The 22344-nt window shown below is 51.1% G+C and carries 17 protein-coding genes; 1 reads left to right on the top strand and 16 read right to left on the bottom strand.

Translation table 11 applies throughout. The features are described 5' to 3' along the window. Nucleotides 1-9 precede the first annotated feature (9 nt). The 3 genes from F3H20_RS06135 to F3H20_RS06125 form a co-directional block, all read right to left on the bottom strand. Nucleotides 10-4323 carry a translocation/assembly module TamB domain-containing protein gene (locus tag F3H20_RS06135; RefSeq protein ID WP_188128216.1) on the bottom strand — a complete coding sequence of 1438 codons (4314 nt, stop codon included), beginning with the start codon at nucleotides 4321-4323 and terminating at the stop codon, nucleotides 10-12. 288 nt (nucleotides 4324-4611) lie between these two features. Beyond that, nucleotides 4612-5901 carry a TolC family protein gene (locus F3H20_RS06130; RefSeq protein WP_149734060.1) on the bottom strand — a complete coding sequence of 430 codons (1290 nt, stop codon included), beginning with the start codon at nucleotides 5899-5901 and terminating at the stop codon, nucleotides 4612-4614. Between the two features lie 102 nt (nucleotides 5902-6003). After that, nucleotides 6004-7605 carry an ankyrin repeat domain-containing protein gene (locus F3H20_RS06125; protein WP_149734059.1) on the bottom strand — a complete coding sequence of 534 codons (1602 nt, stop codon included), beginning with the start codon at nucleotides 7603-7605 and terminating at the stop codon, nucleotides 6004-6006. Between the two features lie 335 nt (nucleotides 7606-7940). Here F3H20_RS06125 and F3H20_RS06120 point away from each other — a divergent pair, with 335 nt between their 5' ends. Next, a complete protein-coding gene (locus F3H20_RS06120) occupies nucleotides 7941-8621 on the top strand; it encodes a TerC family protein (RefSeq protein ID WP_149734097.1) in 681 nt (226 codons plus the stop codon). 80 nt (nucleotides 8622-8701) lie between these two features. Here F3H20_RS06120 and F3H20_RS06115 read toward each other — a convergent pair whose 3' ends face one another. From F3H20_RS06115 to F3H20_RS06055, 13 genes are all read right to left on the bottom strand, one after another. Continuing rightward, nucleotides 8702-9409 carry a hypothetical protein gene (locus F3H20_RS06115; RefSeq protein ID WP_149734058.1) on the bottom strand — a complete coding sequence of 236 codons (708 nt, stop codon included), beginning with the start codon at nucleotides 9407-9409 and terminating at the stop codon, nucleotides 8702-8704. A gap of 181 nt (nucleotides 9410-9590) precedes the next feature. After that, on the bottom strand, nucleotides 9591-12500 hold the full coding sequence (locus F3H20_RS06110; protein WP_149734057.1) for a sigma 54-interacting transcriptional regulator: 2910 nt from the start codon (nucleotides 12498-12500) through the stop codon (nucleotides 9591-9593). 94 nt (nucleotides 12501-12594) lie between these two features. After that, nucleotides 12595-13245 carry a class II aldolase/adducin family protein gene (locus tag F3H20_RS06105; RefSeq protein WP_223191648.1) on the bottom strand — a complete coding sequence of 217 codons (651 nt, stop codon included), beginning with the start codon at nucleotides 13243-13245 and terminating at the stop codon, nucleotides 12595-12597. A gap of 69 nt (nucleotides 13246-13314) precedes the next feature. Then, complete coding sequence (locus F3H20_RS06100; protein ID WP_091746997.1) at nucleotides 13315-14664, bottom strand: PTS galactitol transporter subunit IIC; 1350 nt, start codon at nucleotides 14662-14664, stop codon at nucleotides 13315-13317. Nucleotides 14665-14683: 19 nt separating this feature from the next. Then, entirely contained in the window at nucleotides 14684-14977 is a 294-nt protein-coding gene (locus tag F3H20_RS06095) for a PTS sugar transporter subunit IIB (protein ID WP_149734056.1), read from the bottom strand. A gap of 51 nt (nucleotides 14978-15028) precedes the next feature. Then, the gene (locus tag F3H20_RS06090; protein ID WP_149734055.1) at nucleotides 15029-15493 is read right to left on the bottom strand and encodes a PTS sugar transporter subunit IIA; all 465 of its coding nucleotides are present in this window, start codon (nucleotides 15491-15493) and stop codon (nucleotides 15029-15031) included. A 341-nt stretch (nucleotides 15494-15834) separates the two neighbouring features. Next, a complete protein-coding gene (locus F3H20_RS06085) occupies nucleotides 15835-17106 on the bottom strand; it encodes a PTS galactitol transporter subunit IIC (protein ID WP_149734054.1) in 1272 nt (423 codons plus the stop codon). Between the two features lie 29 nt (nucleotides 17107-17135). Next, complete coding sequence (locus tag F3H20_RS06080; RefSeq protein WP_149734053.1) at nucleotides 17136-17432, bottom strand: PTS sugar transporter subunit IIB; 297 nt, start codon at nucleotides 17430-17432, stop codon at nucleotides 17136-17138. A gap of 33 nt (nucleotides 17433-17465) precedes the next feature. Then, entirely contained in the window at nucleotides 17466-17933 is a 468-nt protein-coding gene (locus tag F3H20_RS06075; RefSeq protein WP_149734052.1) for a PTS sugar transporter subunit IIA, read from the bottom strand. A gap of 359 nt (nucleotides 17934-18292) precedes the next feature. Beyond that, the gene (gene araD / locus F3H20_RS06070; protein WP_149734051.1) at nucleotides 18293-18982 is read right to left on the bottom strand and encodes an L-ribulose-5-phosphate 4-epimerase; all 690 of its coding nucleotides are present in this window, start codon (nucleotides 18980-18982) and stop codon (nucleotides 18293-18295) included. Between the two features lie 14 nt (nucleotides 18983-18996). Then, nucleotides 18997-20046: a galactitol-1-phosphate 5-dehydrogenase gene (locus F3H20_RS06065; RefSeq protein ID WP_149734050.1), complete on the bottom strand. Its 1050-nt coding sequence runs from the start codon at nucleotides 20044-20046 to the stop codon at nucleotides 18997-18999. A gap of 534 nt (nucleotides 20047-20580) precedes the next feature. Beyond that, nucleotides 20581-22002, bottom strand: coding sequence for a PTS galactitol transporter subunit IIC (locus tag F3H20_RS06060; protein WP_149734049.1), 1422 nt, complete (start codon nucleotides 22000-22002; stop codon nucleotides 20581-20583). A 26-nt stretch (nucleotides 22003-22028) separates the two neighbouring features. Beyond that, nucleotides 22029-22337, bottom strand: coding sequence for a PTS sugar transporter subunit IIB (locus F3H20_RS06055; protein ID WP_091747270.1), 309 nt, complete (start codon nucleotides 22335-22337; stop codon nucleotides 22029-22031). Nucleotides 22338-22344 lie beyond the last annotated feature (7 nt).

Below are 22344 nucleotides of genomic sequence, written 5' to 3'. Positions count from 1 at the left end.
CCAGATTAATTAAAACCGGTATCTGGCCTCTATACCCAGTCTATGATCTTTTTCATTATCGGTGCCGCCGGTTATACTGATCCGGCGGGTAAGATCGTAGCGAAAATCCCACTTATAGCTATTATGGTCAATGCCCATATTATACGTAACCATAAAACGGTCTGTCAAATATTTGCTCACTTCCAGGTTGTACCCCTCGCGCTGTCCCAGCGAACTGTTCGTAGCCGTAGAGCTGGAATCGGGATCTGAAAAGGTATCTCTGATTACGTGAAATTCATCAAGGCCCAAAGCATTTTGAAAAATATTTTCCACTTCGCTGACAAATCGCAACTGCAAGCCCGCATCCAGCACACTCATCAATTCATCCCTGCCCAGTCCGTCATTATCCTTGCCGCTATTTTCTTTATCGAAATAGCGGCTGCGCAGAGTCAGCAAGGATAAGATTTCCTGCTGGCTCATCGCCGGATCGGATTCCAGGGTAAAGTTCATTTCTGTAACCGGACCGTTAATGTCTAAGTTTACTTTGGTTCTTTGCAGCTTAGTTTCGGCACTCAAACGGATCACCGGTTCAAAAGAGGAAAATTGGCTAAATTCAGCCGTTGCCTCTTTAATTTTAAACTGAGTCCGCAGATAACTGACCGTTCCCCGCTTGGCAAAGAAACGGCCTGAAACATCGGGACGCTGGGTCGTGCCGGCAAAATTCACCCGGCCCCCGACCTGGATATCGTACAAATAAGGGTTATAGAGTCTTACCTTATTGCCGGCCGATACTTCCAGATCCAAACCAAGATCAAGCTCAGAGGACTGCAGGTCAGGCATCAGGGGAATATCGACGGTATCATTCTCCAGCCTCAGCCGCCCGGCCAAAACCGGCCGGGACCGTTCACTTTTCAGCGATAGCTTGCCGTTTACCGGACCTCTGAAATATTTACTGGTAATGACCGGATTGTCCAGCACGGCAGTCAGGTCATAATCAGCCAGAGAAAAACCCTGGAGCCGGGCTGAACCGGTCACCTGATATGAGCCACTGCCCAAATGGCCGGTGAAGGTATTTACATTAATTTTATCATTTTGAAACTGAATATCAACCCCTACATTCTGGATGGGATCGTTTAACATGGCTAATTTCACAATACCGTTCTTGACTGAGACGTGCCCGTTAATCAGTGGCCGGTCCAGCGTACCGCCAAGCGCCAGTTCCCCCTGCGTAGGCCCCTGGGCCCAGGAGATTTCCTTACTTAAAAACGGCAGAATGCTCAAATCAGCTTCATCCAGCCGGAGCTTAAGATCCATCTGTTCGCTGTTTTCCGTCTGCTGCCGCCGGGACGTGTCAAGTGCTGCAAGCGGCACCGTGCCGTAGGCGCTGGCCCGGTAAGGCCCCTTGCTCAACAGCAATTGATTCACATTGATTTTACCGTCATCAAACCTAAATAAGCCGTACAATGAATCAAACGCGGCATTCCCCACACTGCCCTGGGCGATCTCCAGCGACATGTCGGCATGAGGCTGCTTAGTTTGACCGGAAAGCTGCGCCGCAAAGCCCAATTTCCCCTTCACGTCCACCGGACTGTCGGCCAGGACAGCCAGAAGACCGGCATCAATATCCCTGCCGCCGACTTCCATCTGGATGGCTCCGTTAAAATCGGCCGTACCACGAACTGCTAAAATACCTGTCCCTTGCTGGGCCGTAAAGGTATTAACGGTGAGAACACGATTGACCAGAGAGGCGTCGATCGCAATATTTTCCAAGGGATATTTTTTTATTTTTCCGCTGACCATATTGCCGCTAAGCCAGAAATTTGGCTCCGGCAGCACGCCGCTCATCCGGATAGTGCCATTGAGCAGGCCCTCCACATCACGGGCAGGCACATTCAGCACCGGCAGCAGGGAGGCAAGATTGCCGTTAACCACAGCCAGGCTGCCATATACCTCATTGGAAGCAATGTCAATTCCACCGCGGAACGTAAAGTTTCCTTTATCCTGCAAAAATTTTAAATAAGCTACTTCCAGTTGATTGTTCTGAAAAGTAAGGCTGGCGGACACTGCCGACAAATCCTGCCCGTTGAAGCTAAGCCGTTCTGCCGCCAGATCACCGTCAAACAGAGGCTGCTCTACCGTGCCTGTCAGTTTGCCTGCAAAATTGGCCTGCCCGCTGACCGGGTAAGGGAAATTTACATGAAGTTTCCCCAAATCAATGTCTTTAGCCATGACGGCAAAATCCAAGCGGTTATCGGCGCTGACCGTACCGGCTACACTAATTTTCGTATTCAGCGAATCAATCAGAAAATCCTGGATCGTAGTCACACCCTGCTTTCGCTGATAGCGGCCTTCCGCCCGGGCAATCAGTTGCCCCCGGAAGCTGCCTTCCGTCAGGCACAGCCTCCCCTCCAGATTGTAGTTTGCGAGTGGTCCGGTTACCCAAACCTCATTATCCACATTACCGGTCAGTTTCTCGCCGGGCAGCAGCCAATCGACCAGATTTTCCGCCCGCACCTGGCGGGACAGAATATGCAAATTCACCTGCCGGTCACCGCTAAGCCCAAGGCTGCCATTGACTTCATGACTGCCTGCCCCATGAGACAGAACCACCTGGTTCAGGCGAAGCAGCTCCGGCGTTGCCTCCAATTGCCCCTGCGCCTTGGCAAAGGGCTGCTGTAAGACCTGTCCGTCGGTGGCTGTAAACTCACAGGAAAAATGAGGCTGCGTCAAACTGCCGTCCACACTGCCATGAAAACTGGCTGTTCCCGTCAACGGCAGTTTGTCCACTAGCCCGGCTAAAGACGCCAAGGGCAGTTCCCGGCCATAAACAGTCAACTGTATTGACTCACCGGTTAAAGGCACCGTACCACTGGCCGTTACCGTTCCCTGCCCGATTTGCCCCCGTAAGTAGTCAAGGTTTACAATGTCCTTTTGATGAAAGAAACCCGCTTCCAAACCGGTGAACGCAACACCGCCGGCCGCGCCGGAAGCCATATGCACCGTACCGCCGATCCTGGCATCACCGATAGCTCCCTGTCCGTCAATCAGAGCTGTTATATCGGCGTAGCCTGACAGGCCCGCTGTTCCCACCGGTACCGCCTGGGTGTTAATATGGCTGCCGTTAAGTTGCAGATAATAGGCCATCCGGGCCGAGTCAAACGCGCCCTGAAGTGCCACATGCCCTTCCCATAGATCGGCTTGCACATCCTCCAGGGTCACCAGCTTGTCGGACATACGGAGCGAAGCTTTGCCGTTACTGACAGACACGCCGTTTACTGTTCCCTGGGGCAGGGAAAATTGACCCTTTACCGCAGGATTATCCAACCGTCCCGAGACAGCCGCCGAAAAAGCAACCGTACCCTGCAGCGGCAATTCCACCGGCAGTACCGACGGATCAAAACCAGACGAAGCGACCTTCAGATCAACCACCGGCTCCTGGCCGGCAAAAGTGATTTTGCCGCGCAAGGTCAGCGGCTGCTGCCAGACCTTCACCGCCGTATCAAAAAGATATACGGCTTTATCGGTAAACGCCATATGACCGTTAATATTCCGCACCGCGACCTGCTCCATATCCAGCCCTGCCTGCACCAACTCGGCTTCACCGGCTAATCGGCTATCGCCGTTGCTTTGCTGCCAATTGACCGTAACCTGCCGCAATTCTCCTTCCACCGGTTTTAGAGCGCTTTCCGCCGGGAACAACGCGGCAAAATCAGCCAGAGCAAGCTCTTCCACCCAAACGGTCAGTGACTGGCCGCTGCTGCTTTGTACCACGCCTTGTACCTTAACCGGCTTGCCACCGTACCTCGCTGTTCCTTTAAGCGCAATACCCGGTTTGACAGAAAAATCAAATTCCCCCTGAATGTCCGTCATATCCCAGGCCTGTCCGGCGGCCCGGATAGCAGCAGAGCCATTGACAATTTCCATAATCCCGCGAAACGTCTGCTCACCACCGGCTTGCTGCTGCCATAAATCCTCAATATTCCAGTCACCGGCCGGCCGGCGGTCAAGTCGCACCACTGGGTCCCGCACCGTGAGGCGGTCAATTGCCGCTGTTGCCGGTTTCCCCTGCAAAACGGCCCATAGACTGAAATCTACCGTCACCGCCGGACTGCTCGCAACCAACGCCCGGTCTTTATCATAAACAGCCATATTGCGTACCGTGACCGAATGGAAGGAGCTAACCTCCACTGCCCCGACCTCCACCGGCACTCCCAAGGTCGTCGATAATTCCTGGGCCAATGCTGGCGACAGGGACGCCATCACACTATAGCTTTTATTCATGCACCAAATACCGGCAGCGCCTATTGCCACAACTACTACCAACAGCACTATCGCTTTTTTCATCCTGTCACCTGCCATGCCGCTTCTTTAAAACATACTTATTTTTTGTTCTTCGACATAGCTGTAATATCTTCCTCTGTCACCGAACCGGAATAATCTGCCATTCCCTTTCCTATTGTAACCGGCTCAGCGGTCTACGATGTATGTTCAAACTACCTGATACTGAAAACATACTCTTATTGACCATTTCCTTCCTGTCCCGGTATAAAAAATGCCAGCCGTGCAAAGTCTGCCGGCTGGCATTCCTCTTGCTGCCGCAGCTTGACTGCGATAGCTTATGTATTTTCCTTGTTATTGGACCGGCACACCCATCGCCCGTTCCAAATCGGCTTTACTGGTGTTGTAATCATACAAAGCTTGGATATAGTTGGTCTTGGCTTCAGTCAGTGCCACCTGAGCATCCATGACATCTAAGTTAGTGCCCACTCCGGCCGTGTAGCGCACCTGGGCAATTTTAAAATCTTCCTGGGCCTGATCAACCGCGACCTTGCTGGTATCAATCCGCTTTTCCGCTTCCTTCATGTTAAGATAAGCCTGCCGTACTTCCAGTTGTACGCTGTCTTTGGTCTGATTCAGGGTGTGACCGCTTTCTTCCAGCGTAGCCTGAGCCGCTTTTACACTGGATTTGGTAGCGCCGGCATCAAAGATATTCCAGCTAGCTTTAGCGATAGCATACCAGTCCTTATAATTATCTCCCGGAAAAGAGGGGTCACTCAGATCAGTTCCGGCAGTCACTATAACAGTCGGCCGATAACCCGCCTGAGCTGACTTAACCTTTTCCCGGTTGACTTCTTCACTTAATTTTGCCTGTGTCAGTTCAGGACGATGCTGCAACGAATAGGCGATACAATCGTCCATACTCAAAGCATAGGCTTCATAGCCCAGTTCCTGTTTGATCTGTAGTTCGGTATTCAAGGGCTGGCCTATGACATTATTCAAATTGGAAACAGCCAGTTGGTAGCTATTCTCCGCTTTAATCAGCGACTGCTGAGCATTGGCCAGCTCCACCTGGGAGCGGAGCACATCGGTCTTAGCCACTGTTCCCACCTCAAACTGGGCCTGTACATTCTTCAAATGGGCCGTCAGGTTCTCCACCGACTCCTTGTTCACCTGTACCATGTTGCGGGTCTGCAACACGGTAAAATACTTGCTGGCTGCGTTGTACTTTACCTGTTGCCGGGCGGCGTCAACGGCCAAATCGGCTGAAGTCAATCCCAAACGCGCCTGCTTGATACCGCTTTCCACCTTACCACCAGTATATACATTCCAGGAAATCGCCAAATCATTGCTAAAATTCTTTCCTTGATTTGGACTGTTGTAATCATAATCATATTTACTGGCAGTGTGCGTTAGGGTTCCAGTGATTGATTTTCCCGCTTCCGCTTCCTTTACCTGCCAGCGGGCACTTTCCTTACTTGAATTGGCTATTTTTATTGAATCGTTATTCTTGAGCGCTAAGGCGATACTGTCTTCCAACGATAACTCCATCGGCGCCGCCAGTACAGCAGCCGTGTTTAACAATAAAAAACCTCCGGCCAGCATAGCCGCCAGGCGTTTTTTCCACACGCTTTTTCCAGGCATACCCTTTCCTCCTAACATCTGTATCACTTACGCTGACTATATAGTCAACTCATTTTATTATATGGTAAAATGAGCCAGGTGTCAATTGCAGACGGCAGGCTTCTATTGCAATAAAACCCCCCGGATTTTCATCGACGACGGCAGGCTGTCCACCTCGCCTGACCGCAGCCATTCCACCGGCAGATTGGCCATGGCGACTTCCAGTTCAAACAGCAGATGAGCTTCCCTGGAAACGGCATACAGCGACTGGTCGATCTGTTTGACTCCCTGCAAAGTACCTGCCTTTTTCATATCACCCAAAGTAGAACCAATACCGATACCGTCTTCTGTTTTAAACCGTTCATCATATACCCGGATGCCGTCAATCGTTTGCTGCTGCCCCTGGCGACTGACTGAAACACTTAAGACCATAGCGGGCGCTTTCTTTTCCGGTATAAAAAGCTTAACCACCGGATATGGAATACCATCCCGGTTTTCAGCCTCAAAGGTTACCAGGCTGCGGTCATAGTAACGGTACAGGCTTTCCACCGACCGGCCGATCTGAACATAGCCGGCCCTGCCGTCGGCCAGCAGAAACTCGGGATTAACCTCGGCAGCCGCCGTTTTTCCCGCCTGACCGGCAGTCGCGGCGTCGGTCTGTTTTTTATCGGCATTCCGCAGCTTTTCCAGCTCCTCCGTCAGCCCTTTAGTCCCCGCCCGGGTCAGAGCATTGATAATCTGCGGATTTTTATAAGTTAAGGCCAGGGAAACCATCGTATTGCCGTACAAATCCCGTCCGTTAGGCTTGGCGCCGGCTTGCAGCAATGCCGCGACCACTGCCGGCTGATTGTATTTAACGGCCAGCATCAACGCCGTGCTTTCGTCGAAATTCTTTTTATTCACATTAGCGCCCTGTTCCAGCAGCATTTGCACCATTTCCAGACGGCCAAACGCCGCCGATGCCATTAAGGAAGTGAATCCGTCGCTTTCCCGCTGAGCATCCACATCCATCCCGGCTGACAAAAACAGGTTAACAATCTTTTGATTGCCGCGCCCGGCATACTTGACCATTTCAGCCGGCGACAGTTCGATTCCCAGCCCGGACAGCTGATTTTCCGGGCTGGCCTCAGCCTGACCGTGGTTTTTATACATACTGAAACCGATCAAAGTGCCTGCACAGAGCACAATCACCAGCATCACGCTGGCGGCAATCGTCATGGCATGCCGCTGAGAAAAGCTGCCCGGCATGGCCTCGCTCAATGCTTCTGCTGCTTGCTGCTCCGACAGTTCCTCCGCGGCAGCCTCAGCTACAGCCGGAGCATTCCCGCCCATCTTCTTCCGGTTAAAAAAAGGCAGCCTGCTATAGGATATACTTCCGGCCAGCTTACCGGCCCAAGCCGTTAGCTTAGCACCCAGACCAATTTTTGCCGTTTTGACTTCCCCCGCCGGCTCAGGTACCGGAGTGGTCACGGACAGCACCGAATCAGGCAGCGAGGAAGCCGAACGGGGCTCTTGGCTTTCCTGTGCCGATGGGATTTCTTCCGGTTTCGGCTCATTCAGCATAGCTAAAAAAGCCTCAATCTCATCCTGGCTCATCGGCCCTTCTGCCGCAGGATCGGGGTTTTCCGGCGCTGGCGGTGCCGGAGGCGCACTTGCCTCCGTATTCATAGAAGCCATCAATGCTTCTATTTCCTCCGGTGTCAGCATATCATTGGAAGAAGGCATGGCATTCTCTCCATTACTTGAAAATTTAAATATAAATACAAAATAAACAAATAGACTTGCTATATTATTCTATTTTTCTACAAAATTTCCTGTATTTTTCGGGAAATTCACCGGAATTTTTACAAGCCGTTTCTATCGTTTATCCCTCTGTTCCGATTGACAACCTGTTTTGCCCTATGATACCATAGGGCTATAAATACCAAGGGGAGTAGCCTTACAGCATATGTCGTCAAACACGGATTTTTTAAGTCCCGGCTATGCTGGCAATTTTTTTGCAAGCCAGACCTTGACTCACGAATGAGGCAGGGTCTTTATTTTTTGGAGGCGATATATTGATGGATTTCTTACCTTCTTTTTCGCTTGAGTGGCTTTTAGGATTCGGCGGCATCATGCTGATTGATTTAGTATTGAGCGGCGACAACGCCGTAGTCATTGCCCTGGCCAGCAAAAATCTGCCGCCAAACGAACGGAAACTGGCTATTCGCTGGGGCAGCGCCGCCGCCGTAGGATTGCGCATTGCACTTACCTTCACGGCTGCCTCTCTGCTGGATGTCCCCTATCTCCGGTTTGCCGGCGGGTTGGCGCTCATTTGGATTGCCATCAAACTGCTGGACAAGGATGAATCCGAGGTAACCTGCCACAAGGCCGCCTGTTTGCGGGAAGCTATCAAAATGATTGTCCTGGCCGATGTCATTATGAGTCTGGACAATGTATTGGCCTTAGCCGGTGTGGCCAATACCGTGCCGGAGGGCAAATACCTGCTCATTGTGCTCGGTTTGCTGGCCAGCATTCCTCTGGTCATGTTCGGCGCCCAGTTGCTGAGCCATTTAATGGACAGATTTCCCATTATCGTGTATGCCGGTGCCGGCATTCTGGGCTATGCCGCTTCGGAAATGATCGTGACCGACCCGGCACTGCACGCTTTCACGGCCAATTATCAGCCCCTTCTCCATACCACTCTGGTAGTGCTGGTGCTGGTAGTCGGCTATGTTCAAAAGCACCGGACAGTCCGTTAACATTCCACAACAATATGCCAAGAGGGAAGCTGCGTCTCCTGTATCACTGCAGCTTCCCTCTTGGCATATTGTTTTTGATGTTAACTGCTCCAGGAGGAGTTGTCACCATACACTGTTCCGGTATTTTCATACGACTGAATGGCATTGACCAGTTGGCTTTGCCTAGCGCCGCTGACCGAATTGCTGTCCGTCTGCTCCGGCGGTGTTGGCGGCGGCATCATTCCCGACTGCCCCTGAGCTGTATTCAGCAAGGCCTGCAAGGCGCTCAGATCGGAATCGGTTACCGTACCGTTTTTTACCTTTTCCAGAAAGGACTGCAAGGTCAGTGTACTGTCAGTCGCACCGGTGCTGTCCGAGGTTGTTTGCGCAGCCCCGGTCTGGTTGCCCGATTGCGCCAGGACACGCTGGATACCGTTTACATCGGTTCCCGTAGCCGTACCGCTTTGCCCCTTGTCCAGAAAAACACTGATAGCATCTTCGTTACTGGGTGTCGCCGCAGTGTTGTCCATTGATGGCGGCGGTGGCGGCATAATCATGGCCATAGCCATATCGCTACCGGTTTCATCGGTTCCGTCCTCGTCGCTGCTGCTGACAGGCAGCAGGCCCTGGCTCATCACACCACTGAACAAGTCTTGAATCGAAGTGTCATCCAAGTCAGTACTGCTAGAGGCGCTTTGCGCCTGGCTATCGTCCGTTGCGGTAGTGTCCGCAATACTGCTGGTCGAACTATTTTTCCGACTATGATGGGGATAATACGTCCAGTTGTTACTAATCGAAGAAATTGACATTATTTCACTCTCCTTTACTGATAATGGTCGCCGTAAATCGCTTCCTTTTTTATTGTCGCGGTACTCTATTGGAATACACTTTGAAAAAATAGACGAAATTCTATGGGGCAACAATTTTTTAAAACTTCTTATCGGCAATAGCCACAAAAAAATACAGCTATTTATAGCTGTACTTTTCTTCTTATAAATCTTGCAGGAGAATTTCTCTGACTTCCAGCGCACTCTGCGTACCTAACAAACGTTCCACCAAAGCATCATTCGTCAATCGTTCCCCCAGTGCCTGCACGATTTCTTTGCCATCGGCAGTTACCGCCAGCATACAGACTATATTTACCCGGTAATTTTCCCCCCAGGGAACCGCCTCAGGAAATACGGCCAACGCGGCTGAAGTTTGTTGAATATAACGGGGATCTTCGCCATGAGGAATGGCCACCCGCAGGCTCAATACCGGTACACCGATTAACTCCCGCTTCATTACGTCAGCCGCAAACTGAGGCTTAACCAAATTCCGGCTGATCAGACTTTCCGCCAGCAATTCAATAATCTGCGGCTTGCTTGCCTCCTGATTGGGAAAGAAAATAAGCTCTTCCTTAATAATATCCTGTAAAGCCGCCGGCTTATACGCCATCGGTTTAAAAACAGACGGCAGATTGTTACTCAATACCTGCTCAACCGTAATGAAGGGAACCCCCGGAATATGAGGATCCAAAGTTCCGACGACAGCCTGGACGGTACGGGTACTCATAATTTGTCCGACCTGTTGCGTAAACGCTTGGCGGTCGGCCAGCCCCAGGCAAATAATTTCCACACCGCCGGCTTGCCCCAGTTTCCGGTCCAATTCCTTTTGCAACTGCAGCGCTGCGCCTTGACCGGTAATGCAGACCGATAAAATCACCGGCTTGCCTGACGGACTATGCAACAGCTCCTGTTTCGCACTGGTCATACTTATGCAGGACTGACCTATACTGTCCGCCAGTTCTGTCAGGCTGGCTTCCGGCAGCAACGCACGGCGAACGGCTTCAATGACCATCATGGTGTAAACCGGCCCGACCGATCGCACCGGTATGCCGGTCAATTCGGTAATCCGGGTGCCAAAGTCGGCTAGCGACCCCATGTCAACTAAAAAAAGCACACCCTTGCCTTCATCAATCTGCATCACCAGCTCCACCGTACGCTCCAAGGCTGTTTCCGGACTTTCATCCAGCGACATCTCCACCGCTTTGGCATGATTTACGCCTAATAAACGATTGGCTACTTCCGCCATGCCCGCCGCCACATGACCGTGTGACAACACCAGGATTCCCACTCTGCCCTCATTATCCTGACGGCAGTACATAGTTAAATATAATGTAATAAAGCCAATCTCTTCCTCCGGCAGCCGGATTCCCGTATGCCGGGCAAAACATTCGGCCATATCCTGGGCGATGGCAAATTCACGGGCATATTCATGCTTTGTTTTTTCCAGGTGGGGATTCATAATCGCCTTATTCTGTTTGAGGCGCTTTAACGTTTCAGTCAAATGAATGGATAATCCAACCACAATCCGTTCATTGGCATGTCCCAGCATCGATTCGGCCCGTTCCAGCATGCTTTCCACAATATCAACAATCGACCGGCCTACCACCTTGTATAAATCAGTCTTGTTAACAAGTTCCGCCGTTTCATCGGCCCGCTTGATCCACTGGCGAAGCTTATCCTCCAATTCCGCCCCAATAATCCGGTTTAGCTCCTTTTGGGAGAGCTTTTGGCAGGAAAGTTCTCCATACCGCTCCTCAATATACGAGTATATCTCGCGCGGCCAGGTATACAGCTCATCCATATATACCATATCGTCTTTACCGGGCGCGATTTCATAGCCGGTTACCCGTAATTTATCCAGTTTATCCCGCTGGTGCCGTACTTTAAGCAGTCCGCGGCGGGCATGAGCCGGCAAATCGGCCACGGTAACGGAAATATTCCGGTTACCGCCGGTAATCAAGTTCAAAAATCCCCGGGCACAGGCAACCTGTATATCGGCGGACAGCTGACCGACATTGCCGGTACAATCATAAAGCAGCAAGGCGCGCACCGCATCGGCATCAATAGCCAGGGTATTGCCGGTGCGCTGCGCTTCATGCCGCAAAAAATGATGAATCAGCAACAACCGCTCAGACAGCGGCCTTTCCTGCAGGCTGGGCAATTCAATGACCATCGGCACACGCCGCCTAAAGGTCGCCAGCAATGAAGCCGACGGCAACTCGGTAGTAGCCATAATCAGCATGACTGAAGCCTGCCGCAGGCTTTCAGTCTCGCCCAAGCGCCGGAACCGCCCCTTGTCAATAAGATAAAACAAAATTTCCTGTCCCTCCGGCGGCAGGCGGTGAATCTCATCCAAAAATAAAATGCCCTCATTGGCTTTTTCGATCAAACCTTCTTTCTGCCGTTCCGCACCGGAAAACGCTCCCTGCACATGTCCGCACAGTTGCGAAAGCAGCAGTTGGGGATTGTCGGCATAATCGGCGCAGTTGAACATCACAAAGGGCGCCGTTGCATTAAGTCTGCCTGTCTCTATCGCAAAGCGGTACATAGCTTCCGCCAAATCGCTTTTACCAACGCCTGTCGCACCAAACAGCAGCGTATGCAGCCCCTTGGGAGGATAGAGAATAGCTGCCTTGGCCTGCTCAATGACAGGAAACAGACTGCCTTTTTGACCGATCAAATGCCCAAAGGCCATACCGGTAATTTCTTTACCGCCATATTCCGCCACCGGCTGCTGTATACCTGGCGGCACCGCAGCTTCCGGCGACTGGCGGTACGTATCGTTTTGCAGTAATTGCTCCGTAGTAAAGCGGGATACGGCAAATCCCATCTGGCGCAGCTTTTCGGTCACAGTCCGCTTTGCCAGATGAGGCTCGCTGTCCATAATCTGCCGGATAGCTTCACATAATACCGGCCTTCTTCGTTCCCTTGAATCGGGAATCTTCATCCTCTGCCGCAGAAGAGTCGCTTCGCCCCGGGAAATTGCCAGTTTTTGTGCCAGTTCCTGATCGGTATAGGGATTTTTTTTATCTTCACTGCCAAGCAACAACCGCAGACTGTCTGCTTTCCCCAATGCAACTCTCCTCCTTGCAGCTTTCTATAAAGACAAATCAAACACTGCCCGGTTCTATGTTACCATGTTTTCGCCTATTTTGTTAACCATAATCTTATGAGCTTTGCCCGTAGGTATAAAGAAAAACATTTCTGGCTTTTTCTATTTCTTCCGGCGGCAACTGCACCGGCTCACCCTTTAAACTGGCCAGGTGATATACCTTGGCGCCATCCTCCAGCATAACGGCGGCCACCAGCGCATGACGGACTGAATGGCCAACGGCAATGACACCATGATTGGCCAATAGACAGGCATTCTTATCGCCCAGCACTTCCATAACAGCCGGACCGATTGCGGCTTCAGCCACCGGCGTATATCTGGCTACAGGCACACTGCCCCCCACCTCATTGGCCAGCGTCGTGCTGCAGCAGGGGATTTCACGGTGCAGCATAGCAAAGCTGCAGGCATATGGCGAATGCGTGTGGATAATTCCTTGAATATCCGGACGCTGCCGGTAGATATAAAGATGATCCTTGGTATCCACGGAAGCCTTCCACTTCCCGTCCACCGTATTTCCCGCCCCATCAATAATCACAATATCCGCCGGATTTAGCTTCTCATAATCCATTCCGCTGGGCGTGATAGCGATATACCCGGTTTGTTCATCCCGGCCGCTGACATTCCCCCCCGTAAGCGTTACCAAACCGTAACGGATGAGCTGCAAAGCCGCAGACAAAACCTCTTTGCGCAAATTCTCAAGCAACATGCCGGTTTCCTCCTTTGCTGTGGCAGCGCGGTTCCCGCCTCATGCTCCAGGAACCACGCTTTGTATTAATCAAGCCTGTAAATCTTCCACGGCATCCCGCCGTTTGGTAATCTTTTTGTTGATCACAGCCATAACGCCGATAATGGCAACCAACACGGCTACGCCCACCGCTTTAAGACCGGTTATCTGCAATATTAGCCAGGTTAAGGGATTGGCTCCGTCACAAATGGAGGCAATCTGGGTAGCACCGCTCGGCATTTTGAAATTAGCGTTGATGGCCAGTTGGGTATGCAGTGGTGCCATATCGGTTGCAATCAGCAAACCTACAACCACCATGACCAGTCCGACAATAAAGGTTCTGAATACATTGCCCCGCGTGACAGGAACTACCATAGCCAGCATAAACGGCAGCACAGCCAGATCGGCAAACGGCAGTACGCGGTTGCCGGGCAGCACGGCAGCCAGAATGATGGTGATAGGCACCAGCACCAAGGCAGCAGCCATGCAAGCCGGGTGACCGATGGCCACGGCCGAATCCAAACCGATGTAAATTTTTCCGGCATTTTTGAACCGTTTTTGAATAAATTCCTGAGCCGAATCAGATATAGGTAACAAGCCTTCCATCAGCATGGCTGCCATTTTCGGAATCAAAACCAGGCAGCCCCCCATGGTGATACCTACCGTTAATATCGTCTTAACATCATAGCCGGCTAGAACGCCGATAATTAGTCCCAATACACTGCCGATAATAATCGGTTCCCCAAAAATCCCAAACCGTTCCTGCAAAGTTTCCGGATCAGCCTTGATATTTCTAATCCCCGGAATCATATCAATCGCCTTGTTAATCACAATGGCAATCGGTACATAGGCCGCCGAAAAACCGTGCGGCAAGGAAACGCCGGGTAATTTGTTGTATTCTTCCACTCCCGGCGCCGTCCAATCAGCCAAATAAAATACGATAATCATGTTGACAACCGCCGCAAAGCCTCCCCAGAAAATGCTGTCGGTTGCTGCGGTAACCAAAGCACCGGTAAAAGCAAAATGCCAGTAATCCCAAATATCCACATCAATCGTTCTGGTTTGCTTGGTAAGCAGCAAGATCACATTGACTGCCAAACCGATCGGAATAATAATAGCCCCCACCGTCGAGGCGAACGCAATGGCTGCAGCCGCCGGCCAACCCACATCAATAACGGTCAGGTGCAAGCCCAGACGTTCCACCATAGTATGCGACGCCGGCCCCAGCGTACTTGTCAACAATCCGATGACTAAATTCAGCCCGATAAATCCTACGCCAACCGTCAGTCCGGAACGAATGGCCCGGCTCAATTTGGCGCCCAGGCATACTCCCAATATAGTGATAATGATCGGCATCATTACGCTGGCGCCGAGGCTGACAATGTAATTGATAATTTCCATAGCTTCGTCCCCCCCTGTTTTAAATTTTCAAATGCCCGATGATCTCTTCCACAACCCGGTCTATCCCAACCCCTGTTAAGAAAGCAGTCCCCGTAACGACCGGAATCGAAATCTTAGCCGATACCTGCGTCGTAGCGACAACCAAATCATGCGCTGCCGCCATCGATGAAATTTCGGCAATTTTGCACTGACTGATCTTCACCAATTTGAGCTTGCCTCTCTTGTCCAGCGCGTCTCTCAGTTTGTTAATCGCCATAGTGGATGTGCATACGCCTGCCCCGCAGGCAACCAGAATTCTTTTTTCACCAGCCATTGTCCAATCCCCCTACTCTTTATGATTTTGCATTATCTTACCGTCCGGACCTTACGAAAACACGCCAAATAACAAACGGTACGCACCAGCTGTGTCAGTTTGCAAAACTAAACTTTGCAGCAAGCCTTCATTTTCCAATATACCGGCAACTTTTTGCAAGAACACCGGCTGTTCATGCGGTTCTTTCAACGCCAGCATAAAGATCAGTGATACTGCAATTGTTTGCTGAGGGTTTTCCATACTGGAAAACAAAACCGGCCTGTCCAGCACGCCCACTGCCATAGCTGCCTGCAATACATGCTCCGCATCGGTATGTGGAATAGCCACATTGATGCTTCCTGTCGACAGTCCGGTTGGAAAACTAATTTCCCGCTTTTTTACCGCCGCCAAATACGAATTTTTTACATACCCCTGCTGCCACAGCCGGTCGGCCATTTTTTCCAATGCTGCTTCCCGGCTATTGGCCTGAAGCGGCACAATCATCAGTTCTTGCCTAAGTAGCTGAGTAAAATCCACGGTGCGTAAATCCTCCTTTGCTCCTATGATTTTCCTGTTTGGGGAAAGAGCCTTCCGCCTGCCTATTTTTAATGCAAGTGTTGTGCCAAACCAAAAAATCCCCTGTCTCAATGACCGGCAAAACCACCGCCGCCTCACCTGCCATACTCCTTAAAGCCAACAAATTATACCGCCGGCCGCTATGCTAACATTATCTGCAAACCATTTTGCTGTTTTGGTTACAGCCCACACCTATCGGCTACCCCTGAAAAATTTCCGGACTGCGACAAAAGCGGCCTGGACTTTGCTGTCCAAGCCGCTTTTGTTATTTTCTCTTCTGTCTCCCGAGCAGAAACTTCTGCTCAGCCGCCACCACCAAGCCAGTTCAGGGCGGCATACACCAGCCAGGTATACCACTGAGCCCCCAGAGCCAGTGAGGTAATCTGCATAGTGCCCGGCGGCATGGCAATTTTCAACTGCCCGGCTAACTGGGTCATGACCGGGGCAGCATAGCTGGAAACATACAAAAGAATAATGGAAATGACCACACCGATCACAATTCCCCGGAACAAGTTACCCTTCGAGGGAACAATGGCATAAACCATGAAAAAGCTCAAAACCGACAAATCAGCCAGCGGCAGTGTGGTATTGCCCGGCAGAATAAAGGCCAGTCCCATAACAACCGGAATCATTAAAAGTCCCATGGCCATAACAAAGGGATGGCCGATCGCTACCGATGAATCCAGCCCGATATAGATTTTACGCCCATGAAACCGGCTTTCCATAAATTCCTTGGCCGCCTCGGCGATCACGATCAACCCGTCCATGAGCAGCGACACCATCCGCGGCATCAGCACCAGGCAACCGGCAACGACAACGCCGGTCTGGACGCTCTGGGCAAAATCAAACCCGGCCGCCCAGGCCAATACCAAACCAATGATCAACCCCATGATCATCGGTTCACCAATGAGTCCAAGCTTTTCCTGAACCCCCTCGGTCGTCCAGTTAATATCTTTTATCACTGGAATTTGATCCAGTATCCAGTTCAGCGGATAGCCCACCAGGGCCCAGGCGGAAGTCTGAATATGGGGAAGCGAGATTCCATCCAGCCCCAGCACCTCTTCACAATCCTTCTGCGTCCAGTCGGCCACTTTAAAAATAATAGCCATATTAATTACCGCGCTAATCACGGCAAGCAGCATGCTCCCTGTCGTCATATACAGGCCGCTGGCAATAAATAAGGGATGCCAGAAGTTCCATATATCAATATCCATCGTCTTAGTCCAGCCTAAAAACACCATAGCTACATTGGTGCCGACAATAGCCAAAAACACGAAAGGCACTACCTCTGTCCCCCAGGCAATGGAAGAGCCGAAGCTCCAGCCCATATCAACCGCTGTCAGCTTGAACCCCAGCCGCTCCACCAGCCCCTGGTTAACCGGGCCGATGGTATGCAGCAACAAGCTGATGATGGTTTTCAGTCCGACAAAGCCCATGCCAACGGTAAGACCGGCCCTAAAAGACACGGAAAAATCTTTACGAAAGATAAGACCCAAGATCGTAATAATAATCGGCATCATGACCGTTACGCCTAAGCCGATAACATAGGTAAAAACCTTCAGGATAAGCTCCATATATCTGCTCCCGCATACTTAACTGTACTTTATTTTTCCAAAATGGCAACAACGTCCGCAATAAGCTGCTGCTTATTAACTCCGGTAAGAAAGGCCCGTCCAAGCAAAACCGGCACATCCCCTATGCCGCCGGGAATCTGCGTGGCGCTAATGACCAAATCAGGCTTAACGGCCCTCACGCGTGAGACAACTTCCGTCAGCTTACACTGACTGACATCAGCCGTAATTTTATACTGTTTGAGCACCTCATTAAGTTTTCTTGCGATAACCGTCGAAGTGGCAATGCCTGTGCCACAGCAAATATAAATTCTCTTTTTGATCGCCATCCCGTTTCCTCCCGCCTTATTTGTCATCCATGATTAACGGCTTGCTGCCTGTACCAGAACAGACAAAGCTTCCTCTGTCGAACAACACTGCAGCAGAGATTTCAGGTAATGCTCCTGTTCCAGCATGGTAATAACCATTTGCAACACCTCCAATTGTTTTTCCGGTTCCCTCAGCGCCAGCATAAAAACAACCGACACCCGCACCGTTTCCGCATCCTCGCCCCCCATTAGGCCGAATTGCACAGGATCTTTCAATATGCAAAGGCAAATCGCCGGTTTAATCACATGAACAATATCGGTATGCGGAATGGCAATTCCGATCGTTTCGCCGCCAAGTCCCGTAGGATACACCCTTTCCCGTGCCAAAACAGCCTCCCGGTAACTCTCTTTCGTATAACCGTGCCGCCATAAGCAGGCTGCCATATAGCTTAGTATATCCTCCTTTACGGACAACGTTGAAAATAAAATCAAATCCTGATTGCAGTACCTTTCAATGGACATACGCCTTCTCCTTATTATAAAACCCTGATTTATTCGCCCGGACACGTCAGCAAGCCCCCAAAAAGATCACCGCTAGCCTTTAGGTTTCCCCCCCGTATCTGGCTCATTAAAACAATCGTCCTCTCGATTGTTTCATCCGGTCAGCTTTGCATAATTTTCACTGCATTGCCAACCAAAAATAGCCGAAAAACAGTCTGTTTAAACTATTCTCGTTGTTCTCCTGTAACCCCTGCTTCCCCCAGGTCTTGAAAAGTTAGGATTCCCCGGTAAATAAAAAAATCAGCCTCCCCATAGTTCGGCTGATTTTCCCCTGTTGCTTTTTCCTATATAGAAGCTTTAACCTCGATTCCTTTCTTTACCTAAGACTGTCCATAATACGCCCCGCTGCCATGCTTGCGCAAATAGTGCTTATCCAGCAGGCACTGCTGAATGGAGCCGGCGGTATTGTTTAACCGCACCGTATGATAAGCCATATGGCAGATTTCCTCTAAAATCACGGCATTATGCACCGCATCCTGGGCATCCTTGCCCCAGGCAAAAGGCCCGTGGTTGCGTACCAATACGCCGGGAATGCTGTTAATATCCAGTTTCTTGAACGTTTCGACAATCACATTGCCTGTTTCTACTTCATAATCCCCGTCAATTTCCTGTTCGGTCAACGCCCGGGTGCAAGGCACCTTGCCGTAAAAATGGTCGGCATGGGTAGTGCCGAGCGCCGGCAGGCTCTGGCCTGACTGGGCCCAGATCGTAGCCCAGGTGGAATGGGTATGGACGATGCCCCTTAACTGAGGGTAGGCCCGGTATAGCACCAAATGAGTCGGCGTATCGGAAGAAGGCCTTAACTTTCCTTCCACCTGATGGCCCGCCAGGTCCAGTACCACCAAATCCTGGGCGGTCATTTTTTCATAGTCCACGCCACTGGGTTTAATAACAACCAAACCCCGCTCACGGTCGATGCCGCTGACATTGCCCCAGGTAAATTTAACCAGACCATGAACCGGCAGCGCCAGATTGGCAGCCAGCACCTCTTCTTTTAACTGCTCCAGCATAGTTCATCCCCCCCTTAAATTTCCACAAGAATTTTGTTGAAGGAAATAGTGCGGTCCGCAATGGCCGCCAGATAATGGGCCAGTTCTTCCAGCTTGATCCGATGGGAAATCATCGGCGCAAACTGCAATTTTCCCTGGGACATAAACTCCAGAGTCGCTGTCCAGGCTTTGCCGGGATAGGGCGCCGAATAGGAATTCCAGGAACCCTGCAGGGAAATTTCTCCCCGCAAAATGGCCTCAATCGTTTTCTCCTGCAAGGACAAGTTACTGTGGGAAATCCCCAAAAACACCACTCTCCCCTGCTTCCGGGCGACCAGCACAGCCTGCTCCTGGGTGATTTTACTGCCCGCCGTTTCCAGTACCACCTGGGCACCGCCGCCGGTAAGCTCCTTAATTCGCTGCACCGGATCACACTTACGGGAATTGATTAGAATATCGGCGCCCAGTGACTTAGCCAGGTCCAGCTTTTCGGGAAAAATATCCACGGCAATGACGGTGGCGGCACCAAACAGTTTAGCCCATTGCAACGTCAGTTGGCCAATTGGCCCACAGCCCAGTACAGCCACCGTATCGCCGGCCTGAATTCCCCCCTTGGCCACCCCGTGATAGCCGATGGTAGCCGGTTCAATGCCGGCTGCCGTTGCATAATCCAGTTGATCCGGCAACCGCAGCAGGTGCCGGGCCGGCACTCCGGTATATTCGGCAAACGCCCCGTCACTGCCGGTGCCAATGATATTATAATGCTCGCACAGGCCGTAATGTCCCTCCCGGCAATGCTCACAATTCCCGCAGGGGATCAAGGGTGCCACCGCTACCCGGTCGCCCGGGCGGTAGCTATCGACCGCCTCGCCCACGGCAGCAACTTCCCCGCAAAACTCATGACCCAGAATCAAAGGATAGCGGCGGGCGCCGCTCACCATAGCTCGCGGTATATCGGAGCCGCAAATCCCGGCATACTTTACTTTTACCAGTACATCCTCCCGGCCGATGTCCGGCACAGGCACCGTTTCGCAGCGGATATCCCGCAAGCCGTAGAGTACCGCCGCTTTCATCGTCTTTTGCATCGTCATTTTCCTCCCTTTACCAGGCAGGGCGGCATCGCTTACCTTACCGTCCCGCTCTTGCCGCTATGAATATGCAAGATACATGCCAACCAAAAAAGCTATCTCGCCACAGTCCCCAAATGCCCCCGTTCCGGCGGCTTGACGGCCAAGTACTACATTTTTGCCAACAGTCCATACATTTCGTGCATATCGACACATCCATTTACGCATCCCGGCCAGCAAAAGGGATCGTCGCTCTAAGAAAAGCGTAATAGCCTTGTTCTTTGGTCCTTCGTTCGGCCTTTTCTGGGAAAATACGTTCCGCAGGATGAAAAATTGCCGGCTTACGTTAAGAAATCCGCGCTGTGCCCTTTGGGTATTTGTTTGAGCGTCAGCGAGTTTACGGATTTTAGTAAGCCGGCAATTTTTCAAGTATTTTGGAAGACAGGCCTAGCCTTTTGGGTCACTTTGTGGCAATGATAAAGGGACCCTTAGCTGTTTTTCCACACTACAGGCTGTTATAAATAAAATCAAGTTGTGGCAGCCCCGGACAGCCTATGCTTGTACGGCACCATTCTCTTCTTCAGCCGTATTTTTCATTGCGTTCTGATCCAGGTAATCGTATACGGCTTCCTTATTTTTGCGGAACAGGAAGTACAGCACCAGATAGACGGCAATGGCCAGACCGATCAGGAGCGGCGACTGGCTGAGGAAAGCCAGGAAGACCAAGCCCATCAGCGGTTTGCCTAAAATATTAAAGCTGGTGATCAGCAGGGCGCCTACCGGCAGATGCACGCCCACGGTTGAGCAGATTTCGGTAAACAGCGGTGCCGTATAGGTGCACATGTACAGTCCGGCACTAAACCAGATGGCACCGGTAATGAGTACCTTGAAGATATTGCCGTTAACCAGCGGTACAATCCCTTGTACCATAAAGGGCAGTGCCAATAAGTCAACAACCGGCAGCACCTGATTGCCGGGAAGGGCAATCGCCAAAAAGACCATAATCGGAATGAGAATAATACCGGAAATTAAAGTGGCCGGTTCGCCGTAGCCGGTGGCATCGTTCACACCCAGGAACCATTGCCGCGCCTTGGCATCCTTCTTGATGGATTTTCTGGCCGCTTCGGTGATTGGCAGGAAGGCCTGGGCAAACAAGCCGGCTACCCGCGGGAAGATTGCCATAATTGAGCTGGTGGCAATACCCATAACGGCCACCTGTCCCCAGGCTGCCAGGGTGCCCAAGTTTTTGAAGTTACCCATGATACCGATGAATATGCCCAGCAGCAGGCCCAGTGAAACCGGTTCACCGAAAAAGCCCAATTTCTTCTGCAATTCCTGGGGACTCAGTTTTACCTTGTTTAAACCGAACAGATTCAAAAGCGGGTCAAATACCACGGTAAAAATGGCAGCTTCAATGTTATGCATGGCAATAATGGTACAATTGGGATATTTGTAATAAGTCGACCAGCGTTTGGCCATCAGCTCGGCAATCAGCAAGCTGTACATATTCAATAAAATCATGCAGCCCAAAGCCAGCATCATATTTTTCGTAACCAGATAAACCATGGAACCCCAAACCATGTAGGAATAGTTATTCCACAAATCACCGGGCTGGAACACCGAAGTCCATTTACTCAGGAACAGCACAGTCTGCACCACCAGACCGATGCCGAGGAAGACCATGCCGGCTTCGGTGGAAAAGGCGACCAGTGCGGTGGCCTGCCAGCCTACGTCAAATACCGGCAACTGAATGCCCGTACTTTCTACCATCTTTTTAACCACCGGCGTAATAATCGGTGTAAAGGCATTTAACAGCAGGGTAAAGCCCTGCAGGCCGACGCCGGCATACAATGCGGAAAAAAAGGATTTCTTGGTGTCTACCTTAAGAATCTTGGAAATGATGAAGATAATGACCGGGACAAATACCGGAGCACCAAAGGTATCAAAAATGGCTTTAAGTGTTTCAAGAAACATATTTTCTCCTCCTCATACCAAATGAATTATTTTTTTGCTTCCAGACCTTCAATAACGCTCATCACCTCTTCCAAAAATTCATCTTCGCCAAACCCGGTAAGAAAACCAAAAGCGCTGATGGTCGGTATACCGTAATCGCCGTCCGGTAAGGGACTGGTGTGGGTAATAAAATCAAACCTCCCTCCCTGGGCCAGATTCATCGCTTCCGTCGGCTTAGCCTCGGTCGCGGTGATTTTGATCCCCCGTTCCTCCATCGCGTCCTTCAGCTTTTCGGCAATCATTGAGGAAGTCACTGTCCCCGAACCGCATACCGACAATACATTAAAGCTTCTCATCTTTTAA

Origin of the sequence: Propionispora hippei DSM 15287, assembly GCF_900141835.1 — a bacterium.
In the GTDB taxonomy this organism is placed as follows: domain Bacteria; phylum Bacillota; class Negativicutes; order Propionisporales; family Propionisporaceae; genus Propionispora; species Propionispora hippei.
Note: the sequence above shows the minus strand (reverse complement) of the source record. Positions and strands in the feature narration are given on the sequence as shown.